Below are 12,950 nucleotides of genomic sequence, written 5' to 3'. Positions count from 1 at the left end.
TTGAAGAGCTGTTTTTTTATGTCCTGTATAAAATTAACGCAGAAAAACAGTAAAGCTGTTCGCCTTGAGGATCGCATGCGGCTGATACGTCATATTTTATATCGACCAGCTGGTCTTCCGACAGCTTTTTTAAGAATTCATTGATCTCATGCTGCAAATCTTTTTCGTGTTCTTCATCGAATACGGCTACCTTCAGCATACGCTCTCTCCTTTCTATAATGAAAGGTATTCGCACACAGCCGAAGTTATGCTTAAAATCCTGATCGAAAGAACCTTGAAGGTCGCCGGCAGGAGGCTCCGAGCGTTTCCTGACATGTGATAAATAAAAAACTTCTTATCTGTACAGATAAGAAGCCGGACCCGCTTATTTTGTTTTCGGCTTTGTGTTTCCGGTCCATTCGAGCATGCCGCCGACCATATTGGTGACATCAAAGCCTTTATCCTGCAAATAGAGGCAGACATTTTCGCTGCGCTTGCCTGATCGGCAGACAAAAATATAAGGCTGCTCCTTTTGGAAGACATCGAGTTTTTCAGGAATATCCCCCATTTTAATGTGAACGGCTTCAGGGATCATCCCTTCAGCCACTTCTTCATCTTCTCTGACGTCAATAATGTTCAGCGTTTCTCCTTTTGCAAGCCTGCCTTTCAGTTCATCAGCCGAAATCTCTTTTATCGTCATCGTTACTGCTCCCTTCAATTGCCTTTAGGTGAGACTATTATAGCAAAAGTCGGGAGGCAATTTCTATTTCAGCAGGTTTTCTCTATCGTCCACTGTCAGGAAACACTGATTTCCCCAATGTCTGGAACGATCCGTCCTGTGCTGCAGAATCGGCTGTGAAGCTTCCCCCTATCAGACAAACAAGCATGACGGTGAAAAAACAAATGGATTTTTTCATATGAGCCCCTCCTTCATTTTATATATTTGATTCTTGGCATGCTGCGATTTTTCCAGGTAAAGCGCGCTTTTTTCATGGTCGCCGGACTTCATGTAGTAATCGGCTATATCTTTTGTCAGTTCGGCAACATGCGGCCATAGCCGTTTATCGCTCATGTATTCAAGCGAAAGTTCAATATCGAGCGGATGGCCCGCGTCATACAGGGCGAAAATCAGCCTGAATTTCGCCGCGTATTCATCCTCTCCTTGTTCCGCCGCTCTGGTAAATCCCTCTTTGCAGAGACGTCTCGCTTCTTCGGGAGAACCGTTTTTGTACATGAGGTGGGACAGCTCAAAAAGGGTGTTAATGCCAAAGACCGATTGCTCATGGACACCGATTGAAAGAGCTTTTCTAAAGTGCTCCTCCGCCAAAAGCGGCATGCTGCATTTGGCGTAGTTCAGACCCATATTATGATAGATCAGCCCGATGATTCGCCGGTTTTGGAGGGAAACGGCCTGATCAAGCGCCCGGCCGTAGTGTTCCTCGGCTTGTTTGATGCGGAACAGTTCAAACTGAACCGACCCGAGAATCATTTCGCACCCGATCGTTTTGTCTATGTATTCTTTATGCTTGCTGAAAAGTGAGAGCGCTTTTTCGGAGTAGTTCAACGATCTGAAATGATCATCTATTTGGTAGTAGGCAGTTGCGATCTTATAGTAAAATTCCGCTTTTTCAATTTCATCGGTCAGTTTATGCAGCTTCATTTCCGCTTTTTTGTAACAGCTGATCGCCTCAAGATAGTTTTTCTCATAAAACTCATACATGCCTGAAAAAAAGAAAAAATAGTACTGAATGATGTCATCCGCGTTCTTAACCGTTTCCTTCTGCCTTTTAATCTTCCGGAAGAGCTCGGCTGATTCTGCAAACTGCTCCATCATCAATTTGCAGCGGTAGTCCAAAAGCTGAAAATAGAGCTCCAAATCTCTGTTTTTCTCCATTTTAGAGAGCAGGTTTCGGATCTCGTATCTCAAAGATACAGCCTGGAGCGCTTCATGGCGCTTGATCATGGTGTACCACTGATTCAAGAGCCCGGCCGCTTTTTCGTATGCCGCTTTCGCTTCCACTTCTTCATTCATCCTTTCTTCTTTTTAAAAACACAAAAATTACATTTATTAACTTTATTTTACAGAAAATAATTGTTATTGGCAATTATTTTTATGAATAAGTGCAAGGAGTGGCATCAGCTCCAATATTTGAGCTGGCTTTCGAGGTTTTTGGCTGAAACAAGGCCTTTTTGGAATTGGCTCGGACAGGTGAGGTTGTATTTTTTAATTTTTAGGTTGATGGCATCGATCAGCGCTTCGCGCTGATTCGATTTGATCGCTTTTTCAATCTCTTGTTTAATTTCCTTTTGCAGCTTCAGCCACTCCGGCAGATAACGGGCGTTTTTAAGAGTTGACGAAAGCGCATCCCCTTCGAGCGCCTCTTTACTGAGCGGTCTTCCAAAACCGGGGAGGGACTTGAAGTCGTCTTTCTTTTCGCTTTCCTTTACAGCTTGATCAATCCAGTGAAGATATCGTTTTTCAAATTCTTCACTCATGTGGGCCATCTCCTCTCATCACACCTGAAGCAAAGGTTCAGGTGTGTCTTGTCGTTACGACAGTTCCCCTCTGTTCTACGGCCTCGGCTTTTTTCAATACTTGATATGCCAGCCACATGACCGCATAGCTGAGCAGGCTGACGCTGAAAAAAGGAACAATTCCGGGCAGAAAGGCAAAAGCGATATAAAGCACGGCAACAACCGCCATCATTGTTAATGTATACTGTAAATACGATATGCCCAGAATCAGCGAAAACTTAAAATACATCCGCTTCTTACAATCGAAATGGGCGAGCAGCGGGAACATATAAAACAGCATAATCAAAAACAAAAATCCAAAAATCATAATGACGAACCGGAGAACGTGCAATAGGAAATGCTCCGGATAAATAAAAGCAAGGTCAACATAAATGATGATGCCAACTGCCGCCAGAATAAGACCGATGACGTTGGAACGAAAAAACTCGCCGCGGTACGCCTGCCAAAACGTTTTACATATCGGAATTTCGGTTTTGCCCATAATCCATTTTCTCATCACGGAAAACAATGCAGTCGTCGCCGGCATAAACCCGAAGACGCCAAGGCCGAGCAGCGTAAATACAAACCACAGCAGATTGGCGTAAAAAAACTTCAGCACCCATTCACAAAAACTCAGCACCCTTCCCATGGAGACGCTTTGTTCCACGAATTCCCCCCCTTTATGTATATTGCCGGGTATACAGAAGTTCACTGATTCCTATCGGCTTTTTTTCTTTGATGGAGCGCCATATTGCCTCGCCGGCTGCAATTGAATAGGCGCCTGCTTCGGCACCGGCCAGAATGTCGTAATTCCTCAACGGGTCTCCTCCGCCAAACAGCTCTTCCAAAAGCAGCGGATCTCCTCCGCCATGCCCGCCGGGCTGCCTGACGACGCGAATCGTTTCTTTCGATTCAAACAGCGGATAATAATCGATGGTCTGTTCGGGAACTTCAAATGGAACCCTTGCCGGCGCATGATATTCCTGCGTTTCAAGCCTTCCCTTTGTCCCGTTGATTGCAAGCCGGTAGCCTTCATACGGGGCTGAAAAATGGACGGAGTAATTCAGCAGCGCCCCTTTGTCGTATTTCAAAACGGCTGCATACGTGTCCTCGATATCGATTTCTTCATCGAAAATACACGCGTCAGGCCTGTAATCGGTATAGAGCAGCTGCTGGCTTTCGTTGGTCTTGACATGATCGTCCTGCGGGTCGCCTGCCTGCCACCTCATATAATAGCGGCAATTCTTCTTGACATGGCATGTTCCGCAATAGCGTTTTTCCCCTTTTTCAGGATTCATTTCGCCGCCGGGTCCGTAGTAGTACAGGCCTCCATAGGCAAAAACCTCGCGAGGCGTTTGAGCAAGCCACCAATTGACAAGGTCGAAATGATGGGTTGACTTATGGACGGAAAGCCCGCCGGAGTATGCTCTCATCCTGTTCCAGCGTTTAAAATAGCTTGCGCCGTGATACGTATCGATGTACCAGTTAAAGTCAACCGACGTAATCGTGCCGAGCTTTCCTTCAAGTATCAGCTCTTTGATCTTGCGGTGGTACGGATTGCAGCGGTAATTAAACGTAACGGTCACTTTTCCTTTGCTCGCGGCTTCGGCTTTTAATACGGCTGCCGCATCCCGTGCCGTTGTCACCATCGGCTTTTCAGTGACCACATCGATATTCGCCTGTAAAGCGCCCAATATATAGCGGACATGCGTATCATCACGGCCTGCTACAATAATGGCGTCCGGCTTGATTTTATCAAGCATTTCGGTAAACGCTTTCTCCTTGAAAAACGGGACAGGACGAAGCGCCGGAAACCTGTCTTTGCAGACTTCTTCCCTTAGCGGATCGCTGTCCAGGAGCGCGGCGATGCGGTGTTCTTCCCCGTATTTTCCCACTAGAGGCTCGATAAACATGTTAAAAGCGCGGCCGCTCAGACCGCATATCGCATATGTTTTCATCGGTTCCTCCCCCTTTCATTTTCAGCGAAGCGCTTCGATGAGTTCCATCGCTTCAGGGGTTTTCTTCGCATAGACCGGTATGAAAGCTGCCATGTCTGTATTCAGCTGAAACGTATAGCCGTTCAAACGTTTTTCTCCTTTTTCAATGACAGCCGCATACAGCTGTACGTACCCGTTTTTGCCCGGAGCGCTGTATGGCTCTTTTTCTTTCGAAGCAACTTTCAATGGCTGAAGTCCTTCAGGATCGTAAAAAGGTTTAAACATGTCTTCTGGAACGATAAACAGATCTCCTTCTTTCGCCGCAATTTCAACTAGAAGTTTTTCCGGTGCAGCCGGGAAAACGGTGATGTTGAGCTGTTCTTTCCCGGCTGCGCGCTGGACGTTTTCCTTTATTTCAGCCGGTGCATCCGAAAAGATCAATACGTCTGTTCCCCGGCCCCCATCCTGTCCGCATGAGGAAAAAAGAAGCACTGCTGCAAATAGAAGGACGGAGAAAGCGAAGTTCTTCACTTCGCTGCCTCGCGGGAAAAGCGGCCGGTCTTTTCAAGTTCTACAAGAGCCATGATCAATGCGCCGACACCGTGAAGATCGTTGGTGCTTTTTTCCCGCCCGACATAATAATCGTATGTCCCTGCAGAAGTTCCGACGCAAATATCTTTTAAAAGCAAGCCTTCTTTTGCGCTCAGCTCGATTTTCTCTTCGACGAGTCCTTTGAAAGCCTTTGCGGCTCTATCAATATATGATGAATCGATATAGCCCATGCGAGCTCCTTTCGTCATCGCGTACATATATAAACACGAGCAGGAGCTTTCAAGCCAATTGTCCGGAAGTCCGCCTTTATCGACAACCTGGTGCCATAACCCTGTGCGTTCATCTTGAAAATTGGCAATGCTTTTGACCATCTCTTGAAGCACCCGGGTCCACTCCTGTCTCGTGTCATGCCCCTGCGGGAGCAGTTCGATCATATCGCTCAGTGCAAGCGCGTACCAGCCGATTGACCTTCCCCAAAATTCGGGAGAACAGCCTGAAACGGGGTCGGCCCAGGGCATTTCCCTCTTTTCATCCCACGCATGATAATACAATCCCGTCCGGCAGTCTTTCGTATGTTTTCTCATCAGTTTTTCTTCGAGGATGACCATATCGTACAGTTCAGGCTCATTGAACGCTCTTGCATACTTAAGTGCGAAAGGCCCTCCCATGTACAACCCGTCAAGCCACATTTGGTAAGGATATTTATCTTTATGCCAAAACCCGCCTTCTTCTGTTTGATTCAGCGTATCAAAAAGGCCCTTCAGCTTTTTGGCGGCTTTACGGTAGCGTTCATCGCCCGTTTCATCATACAAAGGATAAAGGATAAGTCCGGCTTGTATGGCGTCCAGTTCATCCCTCCTGAAATAAAAATTCCCGCAGCCGTCAATGAGCTCATTGGCGTATTCTTTTACATAGTTGAAATATGCTTCTTTCCCCGTTTCTTCCCAGAGGCGAATCAAGCCGCACAGAAATACACCCTGATGGTAGTGCCAGCGTCCGGCCGGCGGCAGCTCCTTTGGTGTATACGCTTTCATTATTGTTTTGGCCGCTTCTTCGGCAATGTAAAGAGGCGTTTTTGTGATGAGAGATTGATTCATGTCATTCAATTCCTTTCATCAAAAAATATTAATATATTCCTTCTTCTCCAAACTTCTTCGCCATCCTGTTTGCAAATATGACAAGAATGAGACCGACAGCTGCTTTAAATAAACCGACGGCTGTACTGTAGCTGAACTGCCCCTGCTTTAATCCGGCCGTGTATACATACGTATCAAAGATCTCGGCCACTTCGCGGTTCGTTGCATTTAAAAGCAGATACACATGCTCAAAGCCGAGTTCGAGCGTATCGCCGATTTTCAAAATAAGTAAAACAACGATGACGCTTCTGATCGCAGGTAGTGTGACATGCCACATCCTCCTCAGGCGATTGGCCCCGTCCATTTTCGCCGCTTCGTAAAGCTGCGGATCGACAGCGGTAATCGCCGCCAAATAAATGATCGTCGACCAGCCGGCTTCCCTCCAGATGACCTGGAGAATGTACATCGGCCTGAACCAGCTTTCATTCAGCAAAAAGTTGATCTTTTCTCCGCCGAAGTAGGCGATGATCTCATTGATCAATCCTCCGTCAACCGTCAACAGAACGAATGAAAGCGATACCACAATGACCCATGACATAAAATGCGGAATATAGATCAGCGTCTGGACAAACTTTTTGAACAATGCGACTCTGACTTCATTCAATAAAAGCGCCAAAATAATCGGTATCGGAAAGAATACAACAAGGTTGAGGAAAAACAAAATCAATGTATTCTTCAGAAGCATAAAAAACGTCGGTTCGGTGAACAGCCTTTCAAAATGCTTAAAACCCACCCATTCGCTCCCCGTTATGCCGAGAAACGGCTGGTAATCCTGAAACGCTATGACAATCCCCCACATCGGCACATACTTAAAAAGCAAAAAATAAATCAGTCCCGGCAGAATCATCAAATATAAATATTTTTGCTGGAGAAGCTTTTCCCAAAAACGCGTCTTTCGTTTTTTTTCAACAATATGGGCCGGATTTTTTCCGGTCTGGACATCGGCTGCTTTCATAAACGGCCTCCCTTCGTGATGTTTGCTTTCACTTTATCCCACCATGAAAAAATAAATCTACAATCATATCATCACATCGGCCGCACCTCGCCCGGCAGCCGGCAAAACCTAATAAAATGAAACGATGGTTAGAAAATGATTATTGACAAATTCACACAAAAGTCGGATTAATTATATATGAACAACTCAAACGAAGATTTGTTGGGGGGGAATTTATGAAGAGAAAACAATATAAGTTTTACTATAAGCTGGTGACCTTCTTTCTCGTTCTGAGCACCATTCCGGTCATCATCGTCGGCTTTTTTTCCTATCAGAGATCAGCGGAAACCATTGAACAAAACGTTACAAACGAAAAGCTCCAAACCGTTGGCCAGACACAGCTAAATATCGAGCATATTTTAAAAACGGTTGACCATTCCTTCACCAATTACGTCCGTTCCTATCCTTTAATTCAGACACTCAGCCGCACCATTACACCAGAACGCTTTCAGCTGTATAACCAAATCAACAAGGAATTAAACGAACTGCAGACATTCGATACCGATCTGTCGGATATCACGCTGATCAGCCAAGAAAAAAAGTGGTATATCAACAATTCCGGTTTATATCCTTTAGATCAGGGAAAACAAGCCATCACGATCTCGCTTTACAACGCCTTAAAAAGCCGCTCCAGCTGGGTGCTTGAAAAAAACAACGACCTTGTCGCCACAAAAGAAGGGGCTTCGGGCAACTGCCTGTACAACGTCAATCTGGTCAAACAGCTTCCGCTGAACAGCATGGAAAACAGAGGCCTTGCGATCGCAAGTATTCCTTCTTGTTCGCTTGTCAAGCGCATGCCGCATCATTCAAAAACAAACAGCATGATGGTGCTTGATGACAACGGACGGATCATCCTTCACTCAGACCCGTCAATGATTGGGCAATCGATCAAACAAGACGATTATTTCAAAACGATCCGCCGGCATCAGGAAAAAAACGGCCAGTTTGATACAACAGTCAACGACACCGCCTATAACATTACATACCAGAAATCAGATTACAATAATTGGATATACATTTCGTTAACGACCATTCCGGAACTCTATCAGCAGACGGCATCAATCGGCTGGTTTACGTTTACGATCTGCGTCATTTTGTTAGCGCTTTCATACCTATTTTCCTGGTTTGGTTCTCGTCATTTTTACAGGCCGATCAAGGTTTTGTACGAATCCGTCTCAGGCTTTTCTGCGGGGGCCGCTTCCGGCCAGGAGAAACCGAAAAACGAATTTGAACTGATTGAACGGAATATTAAAGAGATGAAAAATAAAAACCATGATCTGAAGGTGCGCGTCGAACAGCAGGTCACCCAGCTGAAGCAGTATTTTTTAACAAGGCTTTTGCTCGGCAAGCTGAGCGAAGAAGAAATCAAAGACCGCTTTACAGGGCTCGGCTTCCCTGAAGATTGGAGCCACCTGTCCGTTTTTGCCTTGCAAATTGATACATTGAAAGACACATCATATGATAAAAAGGATCTTGATGTCCTGCTGTTTGCGATCAACAGCCTTGTCGAACGATCTGTGCCCAAGAATAAGCGCCTCCCGCCGGTTGTCATTGATAAAACGCAGACCATCATCATGCTGAACCGCGGACAGCCGCTGGACAGGTTTCAGGAGGACTTGGAGCATACAGCATCATCCATCAGGGATAAAATTCATGAGGAGCTTGGATTGTTCGTCAGCATCGGCATCAGCCAGCCGTTTACAAGCCTTGCAATGTCGAAGCGCGCTTATTTGGAAGGGCTTGAAGCGCTGACATACCGTCTGAAATCAGGAAAACACGCGGTGATTTTCTATGAGCATCTTGACCGTAACAAAGCGTTTTTAACCCAGTTTCCAAAGCAGATCCAAAATGAACTGTTTGAAGCTATTAAAACGTGCAACCGTAAACAAGCGGCCGAACAGCTTCACCTTCTCCTTGAATCGATTTGTTCTGAAAACATGAATCCGCATCACTGCCAGGTAGCGATTGCAAGGCTCTTGAACAACTTGATTGAATTTATGCATTTGCTTGGAATCGAAATTTTTGAACCGAACGAAAATACGATGCTGTACGACGACGTCTTTGAGCTGACGACCATCGAGGAGATCGAAAGTTGGCTGAACGCGCAGATCATCGTCAAAATGATCGATACCCTCAGCATCAGAGAAGAATCACAATACAAAAACATCTCAGAAAAAATCGTCCATATTATCCAGCAGGAATTCGACACGGACTTGACGCTCGAATCGATCGCAGGAAGGCTTCATTACAACCCCAACTATTTAAGCAGCATCTTCAGGAAAGAAATGAAAATATCGTTCAGCGAATACTTGTCATCCTACAGGCATCATGTCGCGAAAAACTGGCTGACAGAAACGACGCTGTCCGTAAAAGAAATTTCTGAAAAACTGAAATACAAAAATCCGCAGAATTTCATCCGCTCATTTAAAAAGCTGGAAGGAATCACGCCCGGCAAATACCGCGAGCTGAAAACTCATTCGGCATAAAAAGACAATCCCGGCTTCCCGGGATTGCCTTCTATTTTTCTGCTTTTTTAAATGACTCTTCATATTCTTCTATTACTTGATCTCCGCCGTTCGTCCGCCATTTTTCAACCGCTTTCTCGAACTGGCTTTCATCCGTTTTGCCGAGGATGAATTGATATGTGGCATCATCAATGATCTTTTGCAGTTCATCGCCTCTTTCAGATGCGGCCGGTGAGTACAAACTTTCGGCCGGATTTGAGACGATGATCTCATTATTGTCCTCTGTCAGCTCTTCATATTTTGTGCGGAGCGGATCTCCCGTATTTTTCAAATATTGTTTATCAATGCCGACGAGAGAGACGAGCGGCTGAATTTCCGCCTGCCAGTCTTTCAGTTTTTCATCAATTCGTTTGAATTGTTTTTCCCCTTCTTTTTTATAGTGAACCCCTTCGATCCCGTAAGTCATCAGGCTGTAAACATCCTCTTCGGCGATCCGGTCGAAAAAGGCCAGAATCCTCTTCAGCTCTTTTTCTGTTTTGACGCTTGTTTTCGGAAAGGCAAAGATTCCGTTATGCCCGCCTGATGCCCAGACGCGTTCCTCTCCGTCCGGTCCTTTGATCCGATTGATGATCTCAAGCTCCATTTTATCATCGACAGACTGGTCTCTTAAATTGACGGCATCGACCATATTTCCGACATAAATGCCGGCTTTCCCTTGTGAAAACATCTCCTGCTGCTGCGTTTTGCTCGTAACCGGGAAGTCTTTGTTGATCAGCCCTTCATCATACAGTTTTTTCATATATTTCATCGTATCCATGTACTCTTTTGTCATGAAGTCAGGCGTGAACTTGCCGTCTTTTTCCTCCCAGTCAGTCGGCATGCCCATATAGGACCCCAATGTTTTAAAGGCGCCGTAGATCAAATCGTTTCTGTCGGTAAAGCCGATCGTATCGTTCTTTCCGTTTTGGTCAGGATCTTTTTCTGTAAATGCCTTCGCTGTTTCGTAAAGTTCATCAACCGTCTTTGGTATATCGAGCCCAAGGTTGTCAAGCCAGTCTTTACGGATGACAACCCCCTGTCTTGATAACGGGCGCTCCCTGTAGATGCCGTAAAGCTTTCCGTCGATTGAAGCGTTTTTATTGATCAGCTTGTTCATCTTGCTTAAATTCGGATAATCCTTTAAATAAGGACCAACCTCCCAAAACATCCCCGATCTGAACGCATTCATGACAGATGAATTTTTAATGTCCTGAATGGTGACGACTTTCGGCAGGTTTCCGGCGGCGAGCGCTGAGTTTAAGCGGTCTTCTTTTACTGCATCAGGCACCCACATTAAATCAAGCTTTGTATTGGTGAGCTCCTCGATTTTTTTAATCGCTGTATCCTTCGGCGGCTGCTGATGATAAAGGATTACCATCCAGCTCAAGTCCAAAGGCGAGTTCAGATCGACTTTCTCATCCTTTGTAGAAGCCTGATCTGCTCCGCTTTTCGAACAGCCAAACAGTCCGCCGGCCAAAAGCGCGAACGCAAAAATCGCTATCAGCCATTTTTTCCCCATATTGTCCCCTCCGTTTTTATCCTTTAATTGACCCTAAAAGAGCGCCTTTTGCAAAGTGCTTTTGAATAAACGGATACACGAGCAGCACCGGTATGGTTGCAACGACAATGACCGCCATTTTGATCGTTTGTTCCGGCGGCGCCGCGGCTGCCCCCATCTCCGTCATATCCCCTTGCATACCGCTTGATACGATGACAATCTGGCGAAGCAAAACTTGTATCGGCCATTTTGTCGCATCGCTCAAGTACAGAATCGCTTGCATGTACGTATTCCAATAGGTGACGGCGTAAAACAGCGAAATTGTCGCAATCGCCGGCAAAGACAACGGAAGAATGATGCGGAAGAAAATTCCGATGTCATTGCAGCCGTCGATTTTGGCGGATTCCTCGAGGCTTGACGGTATGTTTTGAAAAAAGTTCTTTAAAATGATCAAGTTAAACGCATTGATGGCCGTCGGAAGAATCAGAGACCAATAGGTATCGAGCAAGCCGAGCGATTTTACAACGAGAAAGGTTGGGATCATCCCTCCGCTGAACAGCATCGTGAACACGACCAAGAACATGAGGACGCGCCTTCCCATCAGCTCCTTTCTCGACAACCCGTATGCCATTAAAGAGGATAGAAACATGCTGACCGCCGTCCCTGCGGCTGTGACAAGAATAGAAATGATTAAGCTTCTGTACACAATGTCAGTTGAAAAAATATACCTGTACGCATCCAGCGAAAAAGTTGTCGGTATTAAGATAAACTTTTTCGAAATGACCTCCTCAACTGTCGCAAAAGAGGCTGCGATAACATGAATGAACGGCAGCACACAAACCAATCCGAACCCTGTTAAAAATGAATAATTCAATATGTCAAACACGCGGCTTCCAGCAGAATGCCTGATCGTCATTTCCCCCTCCTTGTAAGCGCTGTCAAAATATTACGATATCGTGTCTAAAATGTAGCAAACAGAAAGGAGAGCGTCTATAATCATTTTTTAAGCAGGATCAGAAAAGCGGAGAAAAAGATCATCACCTTAGAAGATGATACGTCAGTCTTCATCAAGGATGTCTGAGGTGCTGACTTTCGGCTTGAACCCCAGTTCCCGAATGGCGGAATCGATCGACCACGGCCGCCCCTTATTGTCGCTGACAGCATAATATGTACCGTATGTTTTGACGGATTCGATTGCGGCTTTAAAGATTTGGACGAGGTCGGGGTGGGATAACAGCGTTTTTTTGCTCCTCGGTTTTGCGCGCAGCGTTTCTTGCTCATTTTCAGCGGCTGTCCCGATCCGCAGATTGATCACGGAAACCTTGGCGTCTGATTGGTGCGAGAAAAGATAGCCGAGATTTTCGGACGCCAATTTTAGCAAGCCGTACAAGCTTTTGGACTGCGGGTAGTCATCCGTGTTGATCTTCCTCCCCAGCAGAGAATCGCCGTTCTTTTCATACACATCTGTCACATGGTTGCTGCTTGCAAATACCACCTTCGGCACGCCGAGCTCCGCCGCCGCCCGCAAAATCGTATATGTCGCTTTAAAAAAGATATCCGTCATTTTCTCAAACTCCCGCTGGTCAAGCAAATCGCCTGTCGGCTTGACAGCCAAAAGGTTGATCACCGCATCCGTATTCAGAGGAATGCTTTTCACGACTTCATTGTAATCTGCCGCATCCACCCGGACAAACCGGACAGCCGGCTTTTCATCCGGTTCTTTTAAATCCAGCACTGTCACCTCGTATCCTTCGCCTGCCAATCCGCCCGCTAACACGCGGCCGACCGTGCCGTTCCCTCCGATGATCGTCACCTTTTTCACAGTGATTCACCTCC

Annotated in this window: 14 protein-coding genes; 1 reads left to right on the top strand and 13 read right to left on the bottom strand. The window is 45.9% G+C overall.

Annotated elements, in window-relative coordinates:
• Positions 1-16 precede the first annotated feature (16 nt).
• The 10 genes from LQ247_RS17325 to LQ247_RS17285 all read right to left on the bottom strand — a co-directional run bounded on the left by LQ247_RS17325 (position 17) and on the right by LQ247_RS17285 (position 7,073).
• The gene (locus LQ247_RS17325) at positions 17-199 is read right to left on the bottom strand and encodes a sporulation protein Cse60 (RefSeq protein ID WP_003184510.1); all 183 of its coding nucleotides are present in this window, start codon (positions 197-199) and stop codon (positions 17-19) included.
• Between the two features lie 165 nt (positions 200-364).
• Positions 365-679 (bottom strand): rhodanese-like domain-containing protein, encoded by a 315-nt coding sequence (locus tag LQ247_RS17320; protein ID WP_095290799.1) that lies wholly within the window; start codon positions 677-679, stop codon positions 365-367.
• Between the two features lie 82 nt (positions 680-761).
• Positions 762-896, bottom strand: a complete 135-nt coding sequence (locus tag LQ247_RS22085; protein WP_023855526.1) for a hypothetical protein — start codon at positions 894-896, stop codon at positions 762-764.
• Positions 893-2,011 carry a response regulator aspartate phosphatase gene (locus LQ247_RS17315; RefSeq protein WP_180806814.1) on the bottom strand — a complete coding sequence of 373 codons (1,119 nt, stop codon included), beginning with the start codon at positions 2,009-2,011 and terminating at the stop codon, positions 893-895. The genes LQ247_RS22085 and LQ247_RS17315 overlap by 4 nt, the downstream gene beginning before the upstream one ends.
• A gap of 104 nt (positions 2,012-2,115) precedes the next feature.
• The gene (locus LQ247_RS17310) at positions 2,116-2,475 is read right to left on the bottom strand and encodes a J-domain-containing protein (protein WP_105980030.1); all 360 of its coding nucleotides are present in this window, start codon (positions 2,473-2,475) and stop codon (positions 2,116-2,118) included.
• Between the two features lie 37 nt (positions 2,476-2,512).
• Positions 2,513-3,160: a YesL family protein gene (locus tag LQ247_RS17305; RefSeq protein ID WP_231006341.1), complete on the bottom strand. Its 648-nt coding sequence runs from the start codon at positions 3,158-3,160 to the stop codon at positions 2,513-2,515.
• Between the two features lie 13 nt (positions 3,161-3,173).
• On the bottom strand, positions 3,174-4,451 hold the full coding sequence (locus tag LQ247_RS17300) for a Gfo/Idh/MocA family oxidoreductase (protein ID WP_075212780.1): 1,278 nt from the start codon (positions 4,449-4,451) through the stop codon (positions 3,174-3,176).
• A 21-nt stretch (positions 4,452-4,472) separates the two neighbouring features.
• The gene (locus tag LQ247_RS17295) at positions 4,473-4,961 is read right to left on the bottom strand and encodes a lipoprotein YteS (protein WP_075212781.1); all 489 of its coding nucleotides are present in this window, start codon (positions 4,959-4,961) and stop codon (positions 4,473-4,475) included.
• Positions 4,958-6,079 carry a glycoside hydrolase family 88/105 protein gene (locus LQ247_RS17290; protein ID WP_075212782.1) on the bottom strand — a complete coding sequence of 374 codons (1,122 nt, stop codon included), beginning with the start codon at positions 6,077-6,079 and terminating at the stop codon, positions 4,958-4,960. The genes LQ247_RS17295 and LQ247_RS17290 overlap by 4 nt, the downstream gene beginning before the upstream one ends.
• Positions 6,080-6,107: 28 nt before the next feature.
• Positions 6,108-7,073, bottom strand: coding sequence for an ABC transporter permease (locus tag LQ247_RS17285; RefSeq protein WP_020452644.1), 966 nt, complete (start codon positions 7,071-7,073; stop codon positions 6,108-6,110).
• A gap of 215 nt (positions 7,074-7,288) precedes the next feature.
• Here LQ247_RS17285 and LQ247_RS17280 point away from each other — a divergent pair, with 215 nt between their 5' ends.
• Positions 7,289-9,598: a helix-turn-helix domain-containing protein gene (locus LQ247_RS17280; RefSeq protein ID WP_026579047.1), complete on the top strand. Its 2,310-nt coding sequence runs from the start codon at positions 7,289-7,291 to the stop codon at positions 9,596-9,598.
• Between the two features lie 31 nt (positions 9,599-9,629).
• Here the strand turns inward: LQ247_RS17280 and LQ247_RS17275 are convergent, their stop codons facing one another.
• From LQ247_RS17275 to LQ247_RS17265, 3 genes are all read right to left on the bottom strand, one after another.
• Positions 9,630-11,135 carry an extracellular solute-binding protein gene (locus LQ247_RS17275; RefSeq protein ID WP_039072931.1) on the bottom strand — a complete coding sequence of 502 codons (1,506 nt, stop codon included), beginning with the start codon at positions 11,133-11,135 and terminating at the stop codon, positions 9,630-9,632.
• A 16-nt stretch (positions 11,136-11,151) separates the two neighbouring features.
• Positions 11,152-12,030: a carbohydrate ABC transporter permease gene (locus LQ247_RS17270; protein ID WP_020452647.1), complete on the bottom strand. Its 879-nt coding sequence runs from the start codon at positions 12,028-12,030 to the stop codon at positions 11,152-11,154.
• 141 nt (positions 12,031-12,171) lie between these two features.
• On the bottom strand, positions 12,172-12,936 hold the full coding sequence (locus LQ247_RS17265) for an NAD-dependent epimerase/dehydratase family protein (protein ID WP_105980024.1): 765 nt from the start codon (positions 12,934-12,936) through the stop codon (positions 12,172-12,174).
• Positions 12,937-12,950 lie beyond the last annotated feature (14 nt).

Origin of the sequence: Bacillus sp. BS3(2021) (assembly GCF_021043345.1) — a bacterium.
Taxonomy (GTDB): domain Bacteria; phylum Bacillota; class Bacilli; order Bacillales; family Bacillaceae; genus Bacillus; species Bacillus paralicheniformis.
This window is presented reverse-complemented; position numbering and strand designations above follow the sequence as displayed.

Bases quoted from the DNA above. Each gene is read 5' to 3' on its own strand.
- LQ247_RS17300 (WP_075212780.1), bottom strand. From the start codon at position 4,451: ATGAAAACATATGCGATATGCGGTCTGAGCGGCCGCGCTTTTAACATG.
- LQ247_RS17325 (WP_003184510.1), bottom strand. From the start codon at position 199: ATGCTGAAGGTAGCCGTATTCGATGAAGAACACGAAAAAGATTTGCAG.
- LQ247_RS17310 (WP_105980030.1), bottom strand. From the start codon at position 2,475: ATGAGTGAAGAATTTGAAAAACGATATCTTCACTGGATTGATCAAGCT.
- LQ247_RS17315 (WP_180806814.1), bottom strand. From the start codon at position 2,011: ATGAATGAAGAAGTGGAAGCGAAAGCGGCATACGAAAAAGCGGCCGGG.
- LQ247_RS17270 (WP_020452647.1), bottom strand. From the start codon at position 12,030: ATGACGATCAGGCATTCTGCTGGAAGCCGCGTGTTTGACATATTGAAT.
- LQ247_RS22085 (WP_023855526.1), bottom strand. From the start codon at position 896: ATGAAAAAATCCATTTGTTTTTTCACCGTCATGCTTGTTTGTCTGATA.
- LQ247_RS17285 (WP_020452644.1), bottom strand. From the start codon at position 7,073: ATGAAAGCAGCCGATGTCCAGACCGGAAAAAATCCGGCCCATATTGTT.
- LQ247_RS17280 (WP_026579047.1), top strand. From the start codon at position 7,289: ATGAAGAGAAAACAATATAAGTTTTACTATAAGCTGGTGACCTTCTTT.
- LQ247_RS17275 (WP_039072931.1), bottom strand. From the start codon at position 11,135: ATGGGGAAAAAATGGCTGATAGCGATTTTTGCGTTCGCGCTTTTGGCC.
- LQ247_RS17320 (WP_095290799.1), bottom strand. From the start codon at position 679: ATGACGATAAAAGAGATTTCGGCTGATGAACTGAAAGGCAGGCTTGCA.
- LQ247_RS17290 (WP_075212782.1), bottom strand. From the start codon at position 6,079: ATGAATCAATCTCTCATCACAAAAACGCCTCTTTACATTGCCGAAGAA.